14 protein-coding genes and 2 tRNA genes are annotated in these 19,774 nt (G+C 53.4%); 6 read left to right on the plus strand and 10 right to left on the minus strand.

Features of this window, described 5'->3' with window-relative positions:
• Positions 1-55: 55 nt before the first annotated feature.
• The 6 genes from trpS to QEH53_RS18520 all read right to left on the minus strand — a co-directional run bounded on the left by trpS (position 56) and on the right by QEH53_RS18520 (position 5,101).
• Complete coding sequence (gene trpS, locus QEH53_RS18495) at positions 56-1,021, minus strand: tryptophan--tRNA ligase (RefSeq protein WP_309024702.1); 966 nt, start codon at positions 1,019-1,021, stop codon at positions 56-58.
• A gap of 129 nt (positions 1,022-1,150) precedes the next feature.
• Entirely contained in the window at positions 1,151-1,837 is a 687-nt protein-coding gene (locus QEH53_RS18500) for a UDP-N-acetylglucosamine diphosphorylase (protein ID WP_309024703.1), read from the minus strand.
• A gap of 251 nt (positions 1,838-2,088) precedes the next feature.
• A tRNA-Gly gene (locus QEH53_RS18505) sits at positions 2,089-2,164 on the minus strand.
• Between the two features lie 39 nt (positions 2,165-2,203).
• A tRNA-Gly gene (locus QEH53_RS18510) sits at positions 2,204-2,279 on the minus strand.
• 196 nt (positions 2,280-2,475) lie between these two features.
• Entirely contained in the window at positions 2,476-3,840 is a 1,365-nt protein-coding gene (locus QEH53_RS18515; protein WP_309024704.1) for a sigma-54 dependent transcriptional regulator, read from the minus strand.
• A gap of 91 nt (positions 3,841-3,931) precedes the next feature.
• Positions 3,932-5,101: an ATP-binding protein gene (locus QEH53_RS18520; protein WP_309024705.1), complete on the minus strand. Its 1,170-nt coding sequence runs from the start codon at positions 5,099-5,101 to the stop codon at positions 3,932-3,934.
• Between the two features lie 173 nt (positions 5,102-5,274).
• Between QEH53_RS18520 and QEH53_RS18525 the strand changes: the two genes are divergently transcribed.
• The 6 genes from QEH53_RS18525 (at position 5,275) to QEH53_RS18550 (ending at position 12,443) form a co-directional block, all read left to right on the plus strand.
• Entirely contained in the window at positions 5,275-6,363 is a 1,089-nt protein-coding gene (locus QEH53_RS18525) for a hypothetical protein (RefSeq protein WP_309024706.1), read from the plus strand.
• 24 nt (positions 6,364-6,387) lie between these two features.
• Positions 6,388-7,554 (plus strand): cytochrome c biogenesis protein ResB, encoded by a 1,167-nt coding sequence (locus QEH53_RS18530; RefSeq protein ID WP_309024707.1) that lies wholly within the window; start codon positions 6,388-6,390, stop codon positions 7,552-7,554.
• Positions 7,551-9,437: a cytochrome c biogenesis protein CcsA gene (locus QEH53_RS18535; RefSeq protein ID WP_309024708.1), complete on the plus strand. Its 1,887-nt coding sequence runs from the start codon at positions 7,551-7,553 to the stop codon at positions 9,435-9,437. The genes QEH53_RS18530 and QEH53_RS18535 overlap by 4 nt, the downstream gene beginning before the upstream one ends.
• Before the next feature lie 62 nt (positions 9,438-9,499).
• On the plus strand, positions 9,500-9,847 hold the full coding sequence (locus tag QEH53_RS18540) for a hypothetical protein (protein ID WP_309024709.1): 348 nt from the start codon (positions 9,500-9,502) through the stop codon (positions 9,845-9,847).
• Positions 9,844-10,707 carry an HDOD domain-containing protein gene (locus QEH53_RS18545; protein ID WP_309024710.1) on the plus strand — a complete coding sequence of 288 codons (864 nt, stop codon included), beginning with the start codon at positions 9,844-9,846 and terminating at the stop codon, positions 10,705-10,707. The genes QEH53_RS18540 and QEH53_RS18545 overlap by 4 nt, the downstream gene beginning before the upstream one ends.
• 2 nt (positions 10,708-10,709) lie before the next feature.
• Positions 10,710-12,443: an ATP-binding protein gene (locus QEH53_RS18550; protein WP_309024711.1), complete on the plus strand. Its 1,734-nt coding sequence runs from the start codon at positions 10,710-10,712 to the stop codon at positions 12,441-12,443.
• Positions 12,444-12,453: 10 nt separating this feature from the next.
• Here QEH53_RS18550 and clpB read toward each other — a convergent pair whose 3' ends face one another.
• From clpB to QEH53_RS18570, 4 genes are all read right to left on the minus strand, one after another.
• Positions 12,454-15,036 (minus strand): ATP-dependent chaperone ClpB, encoded by a 2,583-nt coding sequence (gene clpB, locus QEH53_RS18555; RefSeq protein ID WP_345785741.1) that lies wholly within the window; start codon positions 15,034-15,036, stop codon positions 12,454-12,456.
• Between the two features lie 219 nt (positions 15,037-15,255).
• On the minus strand, positions 15,256-17,109 hold the full coding sequence (locus QEH53_RS18560) for a sodium:solute symporter family protein (RefSeq protein WP_309024713.1): 1,854 nt from the start codon (positions 17,107-17,109) through the stop codon (positions 15,256-15,258).
• 9 nt (positions 17,110-17,118) lie between these two features.
• A complete protein-coding gene (locus QEH53_RS18565; protein ID WP_309024714.1) occupies positions 17,119-17,445 on the minus strand; it encodes a DUF4212 domain-containing protein in 327 nt (108 codons plus the stop codon).
• 223 nt (positions 17,446-17,668) lie between these two features.
• The gene (locus tag QEH53_RS18570) at positions 17,669-19,501 is read right to left on the minus strand and encodes a hypothetical protein (RefSeq protein ID WP_309024715.1); all 1,833 of its coding nucleotides are present in this window, start codon (positions 19,499-19,501) and stop codon (positions 17,669-17,671) included.
• Positions 19,502-19,774 lie beyond the last annotated feature (273 nt).

A 19,774-nucleotide genomic window follows, 5' to 3' on the forward strand; every position in this document is an offset into this window, starting at 1 on the left:
TTAGCCGTTTTCCATATAGTTCAGCTTATCCTTCAACTTGAACTAATTCACTCATCTACTCCAGTCCGCAGGCTACTCGCGCCCGCCTGTTGACGACAGATGCGATACCGCGAGCCTTCTGCGCTCCTTCGCGCAGCACTTCCTCTACGTAGTCGAGATTGGCCAGCAGCTCCTCGCGACGCTTCCGCGCGTCCGCGAAGTGCTCCCAATAGCACTCGAAAAGCTTTTTTTTGACATGACCGTAACCGAAACCGCCCGCCTTCAAGGCTTCGACCGTTTCGGTGTAGGTTGCTTCATCTGCTACATGCTCGAGGATCTGGATCGCGTTATTTTCCTCTGCGTCTGGCTTCGGCTCGTCGATACCGCGGCTGTCCATGACGATACTCATGATCCGCTTTTTGATAGCCTTCTCCTCGCCGAATATATCGATCGTATTGTTGTAGCTCTTCGACATTTTTCCTCCGTCGATCCCAGGCACCTTGGCGACATCGCGGCGTATCCGTGGCTCTGGCACGACAAAGGTCTCCCCATAAAGGTCGTTGAACTTGTTGGCGAGGTCACGTGTCACCTCCACGTGCTGCTTCTGGTCCTGCCCCACCGGTACGACATCCGCATCGTAGATGAGAATGTCGGCGGCCATAAGCACCGGATATGCGAAAAGTCCGTGGTTCGGCGAAACCCCCTTGGCGATCTTGTCCTTGTAGCTGTGGCAACGCTCCAGCAAGCCCATCGGGCAAACGGACGACAGCATCCATGAGAGCTCAACGTGCTCAGGAACATCCGACTGCTTGAAGAGGACCGCCTTCTTCGGGTCCAAGCCACAAGCGAGGAAGTCGATCGCCACGCGCTGGGTGTACTCACGACGCAGCTTAGCGTCGGTAAGCGAGGTCATGGAATGATAATCGGCGATGAAGTAGAACGCCTCGCCCTGCTCCTGCAGATCGATCGACGGCTTCATCATGCCAAAGTAGTTGCCAGCGTGAAGGATGCCCGAAGGCTGGATGCCTGAAAGAATTCTCATGTCAAAAGGTGCGGTGGAAAGCTGCGGGAGTTTGCGGCAGGTGGTGATGGATTCAAGCGAAACTACACTTGCTTTCTCGAAGGAAGTCTCTTCGCGGAAAAAGGCCGCTGCCCAAAACCAGAATTAAAATCAGTCCATGCGGTCGATCTGATTGCTCTTGGGTTTGCTCAGAAGCATTCGTCCCTCGCCGAGGGTTCCAACAAAAGGAGTTAGCGGCCCCACAAGCGCTCTCTTTCCAAGGATCGAACCTGGGTTCAGCACGGAGTTGCAGCCCACCTCCGCTTCGTCGCCCACCAGGGCTCCGAACTTGCGCATGCCTGTATCCACAATTCCGGTATCCGTCTTCACCTTCACGGGCTGTTGGTCGAGCCGCAAGTTAGAGAGGATGACTCCCGCCCCCAGGTGAGAACGATTACCAAGGACCGAATCCCCGATGTAGGAGAAATGCGGCGTCTGCACGCCTTCGAGAAGCAGGCAATTTTTGTACTCGCAAGAATTCCCCACCACCGAGTCGGCCCCGATAATGACATTGCCACGAATGTAAGCCCCTGGCCGGATCTGAACACCCGCACCAATCCAGGCGGGGCCTTCGATCGAGCAAAACGGCGGCAGTTCAACCGACTCGTGGATGAAGACCTTCCCTTTTATTGAAACGCCCCCTGGGACCTGACTTGGCACACGTTCCTCGAATCCAGCGGCCAAGGCGGGCTTGATCTGCTGTATCCATTGCCACGGCAGAGCGTCAGGATCGAAGAAATCGGCGAAGGGAATGCTCTCGGGGAAATTGAAAAGGTCGCTGGCTTTCACGCGGCGCATTGGAGCTGCTACCAGGCGAACCCTCAAGCTCGAAACAGCAGCGACATTCTGACAGCTCCTGCAGCGCGGACAGGGTGGAACCGGTCCCTCCCTCGTCGGAGGGACGACTTCCACGTCGTCCGCGCTGCAGAAGTAACCAATCAGCTGAACCATCCCGCCCACCCAGCGCGACGATTAAGGTCGTTCCACCCCCCTAGCCAATGAGAAAGCGGAAAAAAGCCTCCCCGGTTTCCGGAGAGGCTTTTAAAAAGTGGAGCGGGCGAAGAGATTCGAACTCTCGACAGCCACCTTGGCAAGGTGGTGCTCTACCAACTGAGCTACGCCCGCTTTAAATGAGGGTTTCGCACCTTTCCCGTTAAGGAAAAGTGGAGCGGGCGAAGAGATTCGAACTCTCGACAGCCACCTTGGCAAGGTGGTGCTCTACCAACTGAGCTACGCCCGCCTCATTAAAGAGGTGCGTCAGAATCCATTTCAAAGACCTCAAGTCAACAGAAAATTCCGCAAAAATAATACCCTCTCAACTGCATCAAAACCCTGCCGCCCTGCCGCCATCAGCGCACCCGTACGAACAACCTAGCACAGCGCTTCAGCGCACGACCGCAAGGCAGGATCAATCCCTCTTTGCCACGGTTCTCACCTCAACGATCTACCACATCCAGTTCAGGCCATTGCTGCAATTTCCGGTGCAGCGTGCGACGAGAGATTCCCAACAAAGCAGCCGCCCGCGTGCGATTTCCGCGGGCATCAGCTAAGGCTTCGCGAAGCAAGCGTTTCTCGTTCTCCTCTTTGTCGAGCGGCGATACGATTTTTCCTGAGCCATCGACCGAGGGCCCTTCCCCTCGAAACTTGGAATCCAAATCGTAGTCGTGAATGGTGCCGCTGCGATGCATCACGACCGAGTTTTCCGCGAAGTTTCGAAGCTCCCGAATATTGCCCGGCCATCCATAACGGCGGAGCGCTTGGATCGCACCGGGCTCGAATGTGGGCGGTTCCATCTCATTTTCCGCGGCGAACTCCTTTATGAAGTGATTGAGAAGCAGAGGCAAATCCTCCGCCCGGTCCGCGAGGGAAGGCATCCTTATCTGCACCACGTTCAGACGATAATACAGGTCTTCGCGAAAGTCGCCTTTCGCAACCATGTCCAGCAGGTTCTTGTTAGTCGCGGCCACCAATCGCGTATCGACTTTAATCGACTTACTGCTGCCCAATCGCTCGAAGGTTCGTTGCTCCAAGAAGCGCAGTAGCTTTACTTGGGTGGAAAGATCGATCTCGCCAATTTCGTCGAGAAACAAGGTGCCTCCTTCTGCCATCTCGAAACGTCCGATGCGTCGCTCGGTGGCCCCCGTGAAAGCTCCTTTCTCGTGACCGAATAGCTCGCTTTCCAGAAGCGCAGCAGGCAGGGCCGCACAGTGCACCGCGACAAAGGGACCTTTTGCTCGGTTCGAGTTTTGGTGAATCGCCTGCGCGATCAACTCCTTGCCCGTACCAGTTTCTCCTTCAATTAATACGCTCGCTCTCGAGGGAGCGACTAGCTTGACGCGGTCGATAACTTTCACCAGCTCGGCCGAGTTGCCTACAATCCCCTCGAAATTGAATTTTACGTCCAACCGCTCGTGCAGCTGGGCCACCTCGGTTTCCAGGTTCTTGGACTTGAGGGCTCGCTTGATCAGGATCTCCAGCTTTTCCAAGTTAACGGGTTTGGTCAGAAAGTCGTAGGCACCTCGCTTCATGGCCTCCACCGCCGAGTCGACGTCGCCGTATGCTGTCATCATAATTACGGGCGGGCGGCTCGCGAGCCCGAGAGCCTTGTCTATCACTTTCATGCCCGACTTCCCAGGCATGCGTAGGTCGGTCAGAATCACCTCGAAGGGTTCGGACTCCATCAAGTTGAAGGCCTCCTCAGCGTTTTCCGCCAAGTAGATGTCGTAAGAGTCTTCGAGCACCTGCATAAGTCCCTCTCGGGTATGCCGCTCGTCATCAACAATGAGAATAGTTGGCACCATTCTTCTTACGCTAGAGGAAGACACCGCCTGGTCAAGTGTGCGGTTTTGTCTCAATCAAGTCCTCGAGAAGAGGGGATGCTTCGCGGAAGCCCTATCCTCCTAGCATAACCAGCTTCCGATTCCGCTTGGGCAGCTCGATGGTCACCACCGTGCCGACGCCTTCCTGGCTGTCGATTCCCACTTGGCCGCCGTGCCCTCTCACAATTCGCTGCACGATCATCAAGCCGAGTCCCGAGCCAGTTTTCTTAGTCGTGTGGTAGGGCTGGAAGACGCGTGACAGGTCGGACTGCCGGATTCCCTCTCCCGAATCGCCAAAGCGTAGATAAATCTTTTCCTCATCCGAGCGGGATACGATACGCAAATCTCCGCCGGGTCCCATCGCTTCCATGGCGTTTTTTATGAGATTGAAGAAAACCTGTTTCATCTGGTTTCGATCCGCTCGCACGATGGGAGCCTCAGAAATAACTTCGACCTCGACCGAAATTCCCCGGTCATTGAGCTCGGAGCCGACGACCTCCAGGACCTCTTCGAGGACGAGGCTCAAATCGAGGACTTGAAAATCTGGATCTTGTGGCCGGATGGCTTCCAAGAAGTTCTTTACAATACCATCTAGGCGCTCGACCTCGCCTCGGCAGACATTCAAGGAACTGACGAGCTTTCCAGACCCCGAATTTTCCCCCAGCTTCTTTAACTGACGTTCCATCAACTGCAGGTGGATGGTCAGGGAATTGAGTGGATTCCCCAACTCGTGGGCCACCCCGGCTGCCAACAGAAGGATGGAAGCTATCTTTTCAGACTCGATCGTCTCATCCTTGGATATCTTTTCATTGGTAATGTCGGACAACATCACCACGAACTGCTTTTCGTCGTCTCCAACTGGCTCCTTGAAAGGCAGGAAATAGATCCTCACGTACCGACGCTCCGGGTAGGTAAGCTCCAGCTCTCTGGAACTGATCGAGTCTCGCAGCGGCTCGCCTTCGTCCAGTCCCAACGAGTCGCGCAGTCCGGGGATGAGTCGCCAAAGTAGCGTCGTTCCCAACTCGCTGTCGCTTAAGCCGATCATGCGTTGGCCTGACTCATTGGCGTACTGCACCTCGCCTTCTTCGTCGACGACCAGGATTCCCTCGAGCGCCGTGTTGAAAACAGTTTCCAAGTAGGCTCGCTCCCGAGCGAGCTTTTGCGCTAGGTTCGTCAGATTCGTGGCATCGAGACTTTCGATACGGCCGAGTACGCGGTCAAGTGAGGATTCTTTCTTCGCCATGGTAGAAAACGCTGTTGCAAAGGTCTTTAGACCGAGCCGAACGCCTTTGGCAACCCTTCACGCATGCGGGATTAACAGCTAATAGTCAGTATTAGAATTCAACAGTACTCCCCCTCTAGTCCGGTCCTGCTTGATTTATGGTATTCGAGTCACTTATCTGGCCCACGATTTATATGAAGTCCTATTCGTGCCTAATCTCGATCGGCGTTTTATCGGCGTCACTCATTCTGTCCAGCGGCTGCAGCAAACCTGAAGTGAAGGTTTACGACGTAGCGAAGGGCTCAAGCGCAGCCACGCTTCCGACCGCCCAAACAGCCCCATCGAGCCAGCAGCCGGATCCGATCTCCTGGACCCCTGCCCCCCAATGGAAGGAGCTACCGCCTACCCAATTCCGCAAGGGCAACTACCTATTCACCGATGACGCTGGTTCGGCAGAAATCACAGTCACGTCCTTTCCTGGCGAGACGGGCGGACTCCTTGCCAATGCAAATCGCTGGCTCCGCCAAGCGGGACTGCCCGAGATCGACCAGGAGCAGCTCGAAGCTCTGGCCGTAGAAGTAGATCTCAACGAAGAAATGAGCGCTGTCGTTCTAGACCTTAAAGCCGCGGACAAATCGGAAAGCTCCAGCCGCGTCTATGCAGCAGTCATCCCGTACCGCGGCCAAAGTTGGTTCCTGAAAATGTCTGGCCCCTTTTCGACCGTGCAAAGCCAAATCCCTTCGTTCAGCTCTTTCGTGCGCGGATTGCGTTTCGGTGACGATGCAACCTCCTCGGCAGATCTCGCCGGAAGCGCCCACGGAGAGCACTTAGGAGATCTCGCCTTTACCGCTCCCTCAGGCTGGGTGGAAACAGAAGGCAACTCCATCCGCATTGCCAGCTATTCGATTCCCCAAGAGGGCTACCCGCCGGCAGATTTCGCCATCACGTCCTTTCCCGGCGATACCGGAGGGCTCGTAGCGAACGTCAACCGCTGGAGACGGCAAATCGGTCTCTCACCTTGGGACGCCGCGCAGGTTACCGCAGCCGTCCAATCATTGGAAAACGAAGCTGGATTGGAATTTAAAGTCTTCGAACTAAAACCAAGCAACGACAGTGAAAGATCGGTAACTGACGAGTGGATACGCGTTGCTATCATGGAAAAGGCTGGCAAGTCGTGGTTCTTCAAGCTCAAGGGAGATGCGATGCTGGTCGACTTGCAGCGCGACGAATTCATATCGCTATTAGAAAGCGTTCACTTCAGCCACGAAGGCCACAACCACTAAGGGACGCCTCTGCTTTTCAAAATAATGAAGCCACTTTTAAAACTACTCGCGTCACTTGAAATTACCATTGGTTCCTTTGTACTGGGGATGGTTCTCATCCTCTTTGGCACGATCGACCAGGTAAACCTCGGCATTCACGGAGCGACCGAAAAGTATTTCCATACTGTATTCGTAACTCAATACATACCCTCGATCGATATCAACATACCCTATATGCCTGGTGGCTACCTGATAGGGTTCGTATTGCTGGTAAATATGATTGCGGCGATCTTTTACCGCTTCCGCATGTCGACGGAAAAGCTTGGCATTTGGATGGTCCACTTTGGCTTTATCCTGCTGCTACTAGGAGAATTTATCTCCAGCGTTTTCCAGCATGAGGCGAGCCTCACAATAAATGAGGGCGAGACCGTCGATTTCACCGAAAGCTTTCGAGAGTCCGAACTTGCGATCATTGATACGACCTTCGACGACAAAGATCGAGTCTACGCAATCCCTCAGGCAATGCTGGAGAGAGAACAACAAGTCTCGATCGAGGAACTCCCCTTCAACATAAGCATAGACGAATTCCTGCCGAACTCCGTCATGCAGCGCCGCAACGAATCTACCCCAGACTCCGCCAGACTCGCCAATCAGGGAATCGGCCTGCAAGCCTATGCCATTCAGGTACCGGAAACTGGCAAGATGAACGACCGTAACGTGCCCGCCACCATTGTTACCTTGTTCTCGAAAGACTCCGGTGAAAACGGATCCGAAGTGATTGGGACCTGGCTCGCTCGCGAATTCGTGCCCAACCAGACGTTCTCGTACCGAGGTCGCAACTACACGATCTTGATGCGGCGCGAGCGCGAGATGATCGACTATGCGGTCACTCTGAAAGACTTCAGCCATGACCGCTATCTTGGCACCAACATTCCAAAGAACTTCTCAAGCGAAGTGACCGTCCGCGACAAGACAACCGGACTCGAGCAGGACTTTCTCATATACATGAACAACCCCCTCCGCTACGACGATCTGACCTTCTACCAACAAGGTTTCATGAACGACGACACGACCACCATTCTCCAAGTTGTCCGTAACCCTGGCCGTAGCCTACCCTACATCTCAACGTCCCTCATGACCCTCGGGCTCGTTGTGCAATTTGGCTTCAGCCTCCAACGCTTCTCCAAGAAAAGAAAGAAAGCAGCCGCATGAAACGCAGCCTTTTTACCATCATCTCACTTTGCCTCTTCTTCGGGACCATCTACTCGAACTATAAGAGGCAAACTCCCAAGTCCGAGGTGGACTACGACTCCTTCGGGAGAATCCCCGTCGTCTTGAACGGACGCGTCCAACCTCTTGACTCCGTCGCTCGGAATACGCTCCTCGCCATCAATGGCAAAAGCACTGCGACCTATCAGGACGGCAGCCGTCACATGGCCATAGAATGGCTCGCTGAGGTACTCTTCCAACCGCAAATAGCGATCGATCGTCCTGTATTCAGAATCCATGACGATGGATTAAAAGCCATCCTGCCACACAAGGAGCCAAAAGAAAGCGACAACATGGTCAAGCGCATGCTGTTTGGCTCCGGCAGTAGTCACCACTACTACTCGCTCAACGAGATCCGAACCGTCTACAACAAGATCCGAGAAGACGCTATCGAAGCCTCCGAGATCGATAGCCAGCTACGCAACCGCTACCAGAACGCGGTCGTCAATCTGGCTAACAATGTAATCCGTTTCTACAATCTCACCCGCACCACCCATCACGGCGAGTCGCCTAGCTTCCTCGAGGAACTCACCGCCCTGCAAACCCTAATCCCGGCAGCAATTGAAGAGACTCAAAAGCAGCAACGGGGAGAAGAGTTCGATCCTTCAAAGCTAAGCCCTATGCTGAGCTTCATGCAGGTCTACCGAACCTTCGAGTCGGAAGCTCTCTTCTTCACCCACCCAATGCCGCCGATCGAAGGCGAACAAACCTGGCACAAGATGAGCTCGGCCCTCGACGAAATCACTCGAGACGGGAAGCCAAGTGACGTCACTGTATACTGGGCGACCCTCGTTGATTCCTTTCGCCAAGACGATATCGATACCTTTAACGAAACGGTTCCAAAGCTGCAATCCGCTATCGAGGACATCGATCCCGAGGCCGCGAGCAAGGCGAAAGCGGAACGTCTCTTCAACTACCTAAGTCCCTTCTACGTGTCCATCGTCGGATACGTGATAGTATTCCTCTTGGCCGTCTTCTCATGGCCCTTCGCTTCCCGTGGACTCAATCGGGCTGCGTTCTGGACGACTGTCGCTGTATTCGCCTTCCATACAATCGGAATGGGGTTCCGCGTCTACATCATCGACTACGCCCCGGTAATAAACCTCTACTCCTCCGCTATCTACGTGGGCTGGGGCGCTACCCTGTTGGCCCTCATCATCGAAAAACTCTTCAAGAACGGAATCGGGAGCTTCGTAGCCTCAGTGATCGGGATAGGTAGCCTCATCGTTGCTCACCACTTGATTGACGGCAAGGATACGCTCGAGCAGATGAAGGCGGTTCTCGACTCCAACTTTTGGCTCACCGTGCATGTGCTGACCGTCACATTTGGTTACGCCTCCACCTTCTTTGCTGGGTTCGTCGCTATCTTCTACGTTATAGCGGGCACCGCCACCAAGCTCATCGACAAGAAGATAGGGAAAATGCTCGCGTCCGTGGTCTTCGGCATCGTCTGCTTCTCCACACTGTTCAGCTTCTTTGGAACGGTCACGGGAGGCATCTGGGCTGACCAATCCTGGGGCCGGTTCTGGGGATGGGATCCCAAGGAAAACGGAGCCATACTTTTAGTCCTCTGGAACGTGGTCATCCTTCACGCTCGCTGGGGCGGTTTTGCCAAGACCCGAGGCATAATGGCTATGGCCATATTCGGAAACGTCGTGACGAGCTGGTCATGGATGGGCACCAACATGCTCGGTATCGGGTTACACTCGTACGGATTTATGAATTCCGCGTTCCAATACCTCGCCGGCTTCTGGGCGTTACAACTCGTGTTTATCTTACTAGCGTATATCCCGCAAAACCGTTGGAGAAGCCCAGTTAATGGTTGAGCCCATTGGGCCATTGAATTACTCATCTCCCCTTTGAGATCAGAAGGAGCAACCCTTCCCCAATGCCCAATCGCTCACCACACGAAGTAACCTCAGGCTCCGTATTGGCCGACGACGTCTATAACCTAGACGCGCGGCTCCTCTTCCCTGCGGGCACTGAGCTTACAGACAAAAAGATCGAGATCCTAATGATGTGGGGAGTCGAAAGCGTTCACCTACAGGGCGAGGCAGGCTCCGAGAAATCCGTATCGATAAACAGTTTTTCAGATACCGCTAAGCACGACGCGAAGCTTGAAGTTCAGAGACGCTTCAAACTGGTAAAATCCTCCCATCCAGTCGTAGTCGCCATCAGAGAGATGGCGATTCTCGAGTCTGCAAAGTCCTCCGATCATTCCCCCAAGCAGCAGTGAACTCACTTCTCAATCCCGTCCTCGAGGACGCTGATAAGTTTCCATCCCTCCTCCCCCTCGCTCTTGCCATTGAAGACGCTGTAGACAGTCCGGAATCATCTTTCGATGACATCGCCCGCATCGTAGAGTCAGATACCGACCTGACTGCTCGATTTCTAGCCTTGGCGAATTCGAGCTTCTACAACTACCCGGTTTCTATCACCACTATTCCAGATGCTCTCAGCGTGATAGGACTCAGGAACACGCGAAACATGAGCATCGCCCTCTCACTGCCTAGAAGCCTAGGCAACTCTCCGGAGTTTCCAGTAGAGAGCGACAGGTTCTGGCGACACAGTATCGCAGTGGGACTTTGCACTCGGCTCATCGCCCTCGACAGTCGCGACGCAAACACAGAACGTCATTTCCTTGCCGGGTTTTTCCACAAGATTGGTCGCCCGCTGATAGCTAGCTTATTTCCTGAAGAGGCCAATGCGATTTACAAGCGTACCCGTAAAAGGGATACCCTCTACCAAAAGGCAGCCCAATCGATACTAGGATTCGACGAATCCGAAGTTGGGGCGGCTGCCTTGCAGCATTGGCGTTTTCCGGAAAACATCAGCACACTGGTTCGCCACCACAACAAACCCGTGCTGGCACGCACACACTTGCGAGGGGCCAGCTTCGTTCACATCTCAAGCTTCATCGTATCCGCCCTCAATTTTGGAGACTCCGGAGACCGCTTCGTTCCGGAGTTTTCCGAGGCAGCCTGGGGTTTTTCGAATTTCGACGAATCTAAGCTATCAATGATCGTTGAAGAACTAAAGAGGCAGCTCGACAGCGTTTGCCATGTATTCCTATCTGAAAACATCGACCAAGGCTAGCGATGGACTCCCGCCACCCAGAAAAGCACGAGCAAATCCAAAGTCGCTTCGAAACTTTAGACTTCTTCCAAAGGAAGCTTCGGGAGGCGACAAACGTGAGAGAAGTCATCCAAATCACGGAAAACGAGCTCGATAGTATCCAAGATTTCGCGACGCTTGGATTCTATCTCGTGAACGAGGCAGACGGCAACTTCGAGCTACACAAGACCCGCCCCACCACCGCATATGCATCCTTCCAATCCGTAGTCCGCCGATCGATACACCAAGGTGCTTTCGCTTGGGCTATTCGGCAACAGAAACCCCTATTCTGGGCGGATGAGAAGTCAGGCAGAAAGTTGATGCTGCATGCCCTATCTACCCGGGAGCGGACCCTTGGCATGTTTATTGGTCTCTTCAGCGAAGTAGACCCGAGCGAACAGCACAATATCGTTCTCAACCAAATTTCACTCACCCTTACCCTTACCGCCACCACCCTGGATGCTCTCGTGCTCCGCGGCGAATTACAGTCGCAAAATCGAAGCCTAGAAGAAACCGTAAACAAACGGACGGCAGCCTTCCTAAAAGCGAAAGAGGAAGCCGAAAAAGCGAACCAGGCTAAAAGCGAATTCCTAGCCATGATGAGCCATGAGCTGCGAACTCCCATGAACGGTGTAATCGGTTTCGCGTCACTGCTGCTCGAGACAAGCTTAGACGACGAGCAAAGGGATTTCGTCGAAACCATCCGCGTATCTGGAGACTCACTCCTCACGATCATCAACGACATTCTTGACTTCTCTAAGATCGAAGCCGGCCGCGAAGAACTCGAATTGGTGAGTTTCAGCCTCCAACAACTGCTTCAGGAAGTCCTCAATATTACGTCACCGATCGCTTCCCAAAAAGGCCTTTCCTTGAAGCTCGATTATTCAGAGCAACTCCAGGAATTCGTAATCGGTGATCCCGGAAAAGTGCGGCAGGTCATCTTAAACCTCGTCAGCAATGCCATAAAATTCACCAACGAAGGGGAAGTCTGCATACGAGCCCGCTCTGACGATAATTCTGGTCAACACTCAATTGTTCGTATCAGCGTCATCGATACAGGTATCGGAATCACTGAAGAGGTGCAGAAGCGCCTTTTCCAGCCCTTCACCCAAGCCGACTCTTCCACCCGCCGAAAGCACGGTGGCACTGGCCTGGGGCTCGTCATCTCAAAACGCCTAGCAGAGATGATGGGGGGCGACATCACCATCCAAAGCGTACCGGGGTCGGGTTCCTCCTTTACGTTTACAGCTTATCTTGAGACAAGCGTCCAACAGGAGGAACAGTATTTCGACAACGCACTGAACCTAGAGCCATCCGAAGGTTTGGCGAACCACAAAGTTCTCGTTGCCGAGGACAACCTAGGCAACCAGAAGCTCATTCTCGGAATGTTGAAACGCATCGGCCTTTCAGCCGACACGGCTTCCAATGGGCTCGAAGCCCTAGATCTCTTTTCCAAGAAGCATTATGACCTCGTCTTGATGGATTGCCAGATGCCAGAAATGGACGGTTTTGAAACAACCAGAGGAATCCGCGACCACGAGAAGGCAACCGGAACGCATACTCCAATTATCGCTCTTACCGCGATGTCCCTGAACGGGGCGCGTGAGCGATGCATTGAAGCAGGTATGGACGATTACCTCTCTAAGCCGTTAGAAATAAAACCTCTCGCGGCAACCCTGAGCAAGTGGACGAAACCAAAAGGCGGCCCCGCCAACTGATCAAAGTACCCTATTTGCTTAAGACGAGAGCGTCATCGGAAACTGTGAATCGAGCGGTATCCCCGTCGCTGACCTCTCCGCCGATAATTGCCTTCGCCAGATCGGTTTGAATAGAGCGTTGGATAAAACGCCTTAAAGGACGGGCGCCGTAAACGGGATCAAAGCCCTTCAACGCAACCCACTTGAGCGCCTCTTCATCGAGCTCGACGGTTATGCGCCGTTCTTCTAGGTTTCGGTTCAAATCAGCCAGCAGGAGTACGACGATCTTTTCGATATCTTCCAAATCGAGAGGTCTGAAAATTACTGTCTCGTCGATACGATTCAGAAATTCTGGACGGAAATTCCGGCGCAACTCGGTCATGACCGATTCTTTAGTCGATTCGGATATATCTCCACCTCCTTGCTCGAGCAAATATTGGCTACCAAGGTTCGAGGTCATGATCACAATCGTATTCTTGAAGTCGATCAAACGGCCCTGCGAGTCAGTTACTCGACCATCGTCCAGAATCTGTAACATGATATTGAATACGTCTGGATGGGCCTTTTCAACCTCGTCAAAAAGGATAACCGAGTACGGCTTGCGGCGAACCGCTTCCGTGAGCTGGCCGCCTTCCTCATAGCCAACGTATCCAGGAGGAGCCCCGATCAATCGAGCCACTGCATGGCGCTCCATATATTCGCTCATGTCGATTCTGATAATCGCATCCTCGCTATCGAAAAGCGTGCTCGCGAGCGTCTTAACGAGCTCGGTTTTACCTACCCCTGTGGGACCTAAAAATATGAAGCTACCAATCGGCCGTTTTGGGTCCTTGATGCCCGCGCGGGCCCTCAAAATCGCCTCCGTAACGTAGCGAATTGCTTCCGGTTGCCCGATCACCCGTTCCTCCAAAGCTCCGTCTAAATGCAATAGCTTCTGGCGTTCGCCTTCGATCAGCTTCGTAACTGGAACACCGGTCCACTTAGAGACAATATCAGCGATTTCTTCCTGCGATACCTCCTCCTTGAGCAAGGAGCGTTCGCTGTGTTTAGCTTGAGCGGCAATCAAGCGCTCCTCGAGTTCCGGCAAGCGCCCGTGCTTGAGCTCTGCTGCCTTGTTCAAGTCGTAAGCTCGCTCCGCCCTTTCGATCTCTGCTTTCGTGCTTTCGATCTCTTCGCGCAGCTTTTGCAGCTGAGAAATAACGTCCTTCTCCGCCACCCATATTTGCCGCTGAGCCTTCTCCTCTTCTCGCAAGTCGGCGATCTCGCGCTGTACGCCCACGAGGCGATCCTTGGAAGCTGTATCCGTTTCTTGGAGCAATGCGGCTGCTTCGATTTCGAGCTGCATCAATCGACGCGTCATCGTATCGAGCTCTTCGGGCAAGCTATCCAACTCCGTGCGGATAGCCGCGCAAGCCTCGTCCACTAGGTCAATGGCTTTGTCCGGCAAGAATCTGTCTGTTATGTATCGATTCGAAAGCACTGTCGCCGTAACCAAAGCATTGTCTTGGATGCGCACACCATGGTGTACCTCGAAACGTTCCTTCAAACCGCGTAGAATAGAAATCGTATCCTCGACGCTTGGCTGATCGACCAAGACGCTTTGGAAGCGGCGCTCCAAGGCGGCATCTTTTTCGATATAGCGGCGGTACTCGTCCAAAGTCGTCGCCCCGATACAATGCAGCTCCCCGCGTGCTAGCATGGGCTTCAAAAGGTTGCCCGCATCCATGGCTCCGTCGGTCTTTCCTGCTCCTACAATAGTGTGCAACTCATCGATAAATAGCAGGATTTGCCCGTCGCTAGACTTCACCTCCTGAAGCACCGCCTTGAGACGTTCCTCAAATTCGCCGCGATATTTAGCGCCCGCGATCAAAGACCCCATATCCAGAGAGAATACGGTCTTTTCCTTGAGTCCCTCGGGTACATCTCCACGCACGATACGTTGGGCAAGTCCTTCAGCGATGGCAGTCTTTCCAACACCGGGTTCGCCAATCAAAACGGGATTGTTTTTAGTCTTACGAGATAGGATTCGGATGACGCGTCTAATCTCGTCGTCGCGCCCAATCACGGGATCCATTTTCCCTGAACGGGCGCGTTGTACCAAGTCGGAACCATACTTTTCCAAGGCCTGGTAAGTGGCTTCCGGATTTTGCGAGGTCACTCTCTGGTTACCACGCACTGACTTCAGGGCTCCCAAGATCTTACTCCGGTCTAAGCTAAAACTTTTCAGAACATTCGCTAAAGCCGCGGGCTTCTGCACGGTCGCTAAAGCGAGAAAAAGATGTTCAACGCTGATGTATTCATCTTTCAGCGACGCTGCTTCTTGCTCGGCCTTCGTGTAGACTTCGTTGGTGGCCTGAGTGATAAAAATCTTCGAACTGTCGACGCTTCCGGAAACCTTTGGAAGACGGTCCAGCTCCCGATCGAGAGCGAGCGAAAGGGCCGTATCTGAAAGCTCCAATTTCTTGAGAACGCCTTGCACGATACCTTTATCCTGCTCCGCAAGGGCGGCAAGGAGGTGTAGCGTGTCCACTTCGTTGTTCTGTTTACGACGAGCGATTGCTTGGGCGGCAGTCAATGCGTTGCGCGCCATCTCTGTTAATCTGTTCGGGTCAATCATTTCGTGGTTTCCTCCATCAAATCCCGTATTCGCATTTTTCGTACCTTCGGGGAACACGCTATTAATTTAGCGCTAGCTCAAATCGTAAGTCACTAACATCGTTCGGCTTGCATGAAATTGCGAGCACCGAGTTCACTCGCTGTGCAAGCATATAATAAACGGCCAGTGCGACACACTGACCGTTTCGAAACTTAAAGCGGGTGTCCCAGTGTCACACTAGATCCCTTCACCTCCGACACCTTCGTCCGAATCGCCCATGCCATGCGTCGCCGCGCCGGGGACGTGAATTTCAGCGACCATCTGCTGGATCGACAGCGGGGGAGGCGCCGTAAGCAAGCTAACGGCGTAGGCGACCACAAAGTTGATTATCATCCCCACAAACCCGATACCATCAGGTCTGATCCCAAACAGGTACTCGCTTTTAGTTCCACCCAGAAACTGGAAATAAATAATATAGCCGATGGTGAATACGATTCCACATAGCATCCCGGATACAGCGCCTTGCTTGTTAACCCGCTTGGAAAAGATGCCCATCAGCAGGGTCGGGAAAAACGAAGACGCTGCCAAACCGAAGGCGAAGGCTACGGTTTGAGCGATAAACGCGGAAGGAGGGTTGATGCCAAAATAAGACGCTACGGTAAGGGCGACGAAAGAAGCCGCTCGAGCATAGTTGACCTCTTCCTTGTCGCTCAAGTCCGGCTTCACGATCTTCTTCATGAAGTCATGCGAGATCGACGTTGAAAGAACGAGCAAGAGCCCCGCTGCAGTCGAGAGCGCGGCTGCGATACAGCCCGCCATCAACAAAGCGATTACCCATTTAGGCAATCCAGCCATCTGCGGGTTTGCCATAACGATGATGTCGTACCCAAACCACAACTCGTTCGGATTCGTGACGTCAGCTTTATTGGCCAGCAGGCGCTCTCCGTAGGCGCCTCTCAACTGGCTTGCTGGAGCATCGTCTGCAGGGTACATCGGCTGTGCTCCACCAACGAAAACGTCGTTGCTTTTAGCGTCCGACTTGCCTGGACCATAATACTGGATCTTGCCGTCTCCATTCTTATCCACCCACGCCATTTGGCCCGTGTTCTCGAAATCCTTAAACCATGCCGGTGCGTTTTCGTAACTCGTTTCGTGCAACTTCGTGATGAGGTTCACTCGCGAAAAGGAACCGATCGCTGGAGCCGTCAAGTAGATGACCGCTATGAACAGCAGTGTCCAACACGCGGACTTTCGCACCGAGGCAACATTCTTAACCGTAAAGAAACGTACGATGACGTGCGGCAAGCCTGCCGTGCCGCACATGAGAGCCGCGGTGATACAAAACATGTTCACCGTACTCATGGTCCCCGAAGTATACTCGCTGAATCCGAGCTCCGTATTTATATTATTTATTTTTTCCAGAAAAGGAATTTTGGCTCCATCCACTGTGAAGTCTCCAATCAATCCTAGCTGGGGGACAAAATTGTTCGTCAAGGCGATGGCGATAAAGATAGCGGGTATCGTATAGGCAAAGGCCATCACACAATACTGCGCAACTTGAGTGTAGGTGATGCCTTTCATACCGCCTAGACCTGCATAGAGAAAAACGATAGCGGCCCCCACGATGACTCCAGATTGGATCTTAATCCCGAATAGCTGGGAAAAAACGACTCCCACTCCACGCATCTGACCCATGATGTAAGTCATGCAAATGAAAATCGCGCATGCCACTGCAACTCCTCGAGCGAGTTTCGAATAGTAGCGATCCCCCACAAAATCAGGCACTGTCGGCTTACCGAACTTTCGAAGGTAAGGCACCATCAGGACCGTCAACAATACGAAGCCGCCGGTCCACCCCATAAGGAAACGGGACGCGTCGTACCCGTTGATAGCGACCGCTCCTGCCATAGAGATAAAGGTAGCTGCCGACATCCAGTCCGCCGCCGTCGCCATTCCATTCGCAAAAGGCGATACCCCGCCGCCGGCAGTGTAGTATTCCTTCGTCGAGGACGCTCGCGAAGTAAACGCGATGAAAATGTAGAGACCGAAGCTGAGTCCGATAAAGATGAAATTATATATATCTTGCGACATCAGATTTACTTACTCCTGCTCGTCTTCGAGGTGAAATTTATCGTCCAGTTTTCCCATCCAAATCGCGTACACGACAAGCAGTAGAACAAAGCAGATAATAGAACCTTGCTGAGCCATCCAGAATCCAAACGGAGCGTTCCCAACACTCGGAGCGTTTGCATCGAGCCAATCCCGGAAAAGAATCCCGCAGCCGTAGCTAACGATAAACCAAATGGGTAACAGGCAAAGGATCACTCTGAGGCTAGACCTCCGGTGCAAACGCTGCCTAGCTAGCTGTTTGACTTGGTCGGGGTTCAGTTCACCTGAGCCGGACGCGACGGAATGCGAATCATTCATATAGCAATTATGTTCGGGGCTTCTATAAGGGGATAGGTAAGCGCTAAGTGAACGCATACCCTCGCCACCAGCAAGGTAAAACTCCTTTCTCCCTTATCCGACTGTTTAATCGTACTTATAACCAAGGAAACCGCGCGATCGAACTACTTTTTTGAATACAAAAAAGGGAGAGCCAAGCGACTCTCCCTCTTCGAGAAAACTGTATTTAGGAGTCGAAATCAGCCTAATGCTTCTCTTCAGCCTTATCCTGGTCGGACTCGGCGGCTTCGACCGGTTCCTTGGCTTCCGGTGTAAGATCAGCTGGCGTCGCCTCAGCTTCCGCATCGGTCTTCGATTCTTCTGCCATCTCGGACTTCGCCTCTTCCTCGCCTTCGGGCTTAACCTCGACCGAGGCCGCTTCTTCAGGCACCGCGGAGTCAGTTGCCGTATCGGCGGTCCCGGCAGAAGTCTCAGAATTCGCCGAAGCTTCCTCCGTTTTTTCGTTCGACTCGACGGGAGCCGCCTCGGAAGAAGCCGCAGCCTCTGCTACTTTCGGCTCGTCGGCTTTGGATGATTCTTCGGATTTCGGAGCTTTCTGGCTTCCCTTCGTCCCGGGTGCGGTTTTCTGCTTCGTGGTTCCTGTATCGAGTACGGGCTGGGCGAAAAGAGAGTCGTCTTCGAAATGACTGATGTAGCCATCGGCGATTAACCAGTGCAGATCACGCACGATTTTCTTTTCGTCGGCAGCCTCCTCAACTCCTTCGGACTTGAGCCATTCTTGGTAGGCAGCAGGCAATTCCTTCGCTTTTGTCAGCTGGTGCGTTTCCAAGAAACGAATGATGCGGTCTAAGTCGGGCGACATTACCTGCCCGGGCGAACGGAAATTCCGCTTCGTCGAACAAACGTAAGTGATCCCTTTAGCTCCCTTCTTGTAGATGCTGAACTTTTCGCGGCGCATGCGACCGCGGATAGCGTTGGCCGCATCCAGCGGGAATCGTTGCTGGCGCTGGCGTTCGCCATCCATCGCCTTGAAGGCTTCGCTGTCCTGGTACTGCTCGAGTATATTTCCAGCAACGCGAGCGTAGTTAACTTGCTTCACGACCTTGGACTTCAGCGCCGTGCGTAGATGCGCCATGGCATCTTCTACGGAACCAAATACCTTCGCCTCCTCGCCTTCGGGAGTCTCCTTGGCTGTGTATCGAGTCGCCTTCTTCTGGCTCTCCAACCAAGCGGCGACCACTTCCTCTTCCCGAACTGTTTCGATAGCGCTTTGCAGCTTCTCGAAAGACATGTTGGGCAAACGCGTGCGGTGGTGGTTCCGAAGAGCCACCTCATACTTGTGGTAATTTGGCGGACCGAGCAGCTCCTTTGTGAAAGGACAGCGGTTCACGAATGGAAAGTTGCCGCTCGGGGCTTCCACTTCCACTTCCTCGATCGTGAAGAACTCGCCAGCATGGTGTGCCATAGCATGGGCGATCGCCTCCTCGTCATTGGCGAAAGGCATGTTGTCGATGGCGCAGATCGAAACCTTTTCAGGCTTTTGGCCTTCGGCTGGTTTCCGGGTAACGCTTGCGATGAAGCGATCCGGCTTTTCCATGAACAACTTGGCGACCTGAAACAACTCGTAGGTCATATGGTTGCCGCGCATCGCTTTGATGATGGCCGAAAAGCAATTGTCTTCCGGGTAAAAGCAAACGTCGAAGACAGGGCTTTCGTAGGGATGGAACGGAGCACGGGGCCCGTCGTTACGGCCTCCTCTACGCTGAGGACGGCGGCCGCCCTGGTCTCCCCTTTGTTGCGGACGATCGCCATGGCCTTGATCCCCGGCGCCGCCATCAGGACGCGGCGAGCGTGGAGGACGGCGATCCTTGCGAGCGGGCCCGCTTGCGCCTGGCCTACGATCAGATCGATCACCCCCTCGAGGGCCACCTTTGTGAAAGCGAGGCTTTCCCGAGTCAGGAGAGGATTTGCTAGCAGCGGTCCATTGGGTGCCGAAGCTGAAGCTTTGAAGGTCTGAAAGGTCTACCGAGTCTTGTTTCGGTTCCTCGTTGGAATCCTTGGGTGTGGAATCAGGCATCTGATATTTTGAAAAGGCGCCGCAAGAAGGTGGGCATCCTGTATGTTTGTAGTTCTAGAGAAGTCGAATGCGACGGACGAAAAGGGGATATTGGCAAGGTTTTAACTAGGTTGTTCCGGGAGAATCAACCCAATACGAAGAAAACTAAGAAATGTTCATTTTCGCTCTTTACAAGGTCCCTAAGATCTCCATTTCTTTGCGACCTCAATCATCTATGCTCAGGTGGTGGAATTGGTAGACACGTACGCTTGAGGGGCGTATGCCGCAAGGCGT

It is taken from the genome of Pelagicoccus sp. SDUM812002 (genome assembly GCF_031127835.1).
Lineage (GTDB): Bacteria > Verrucomicrobiota > Verrucomicrobiia > Opitutales > Opitutaceae > Pelagicoccus.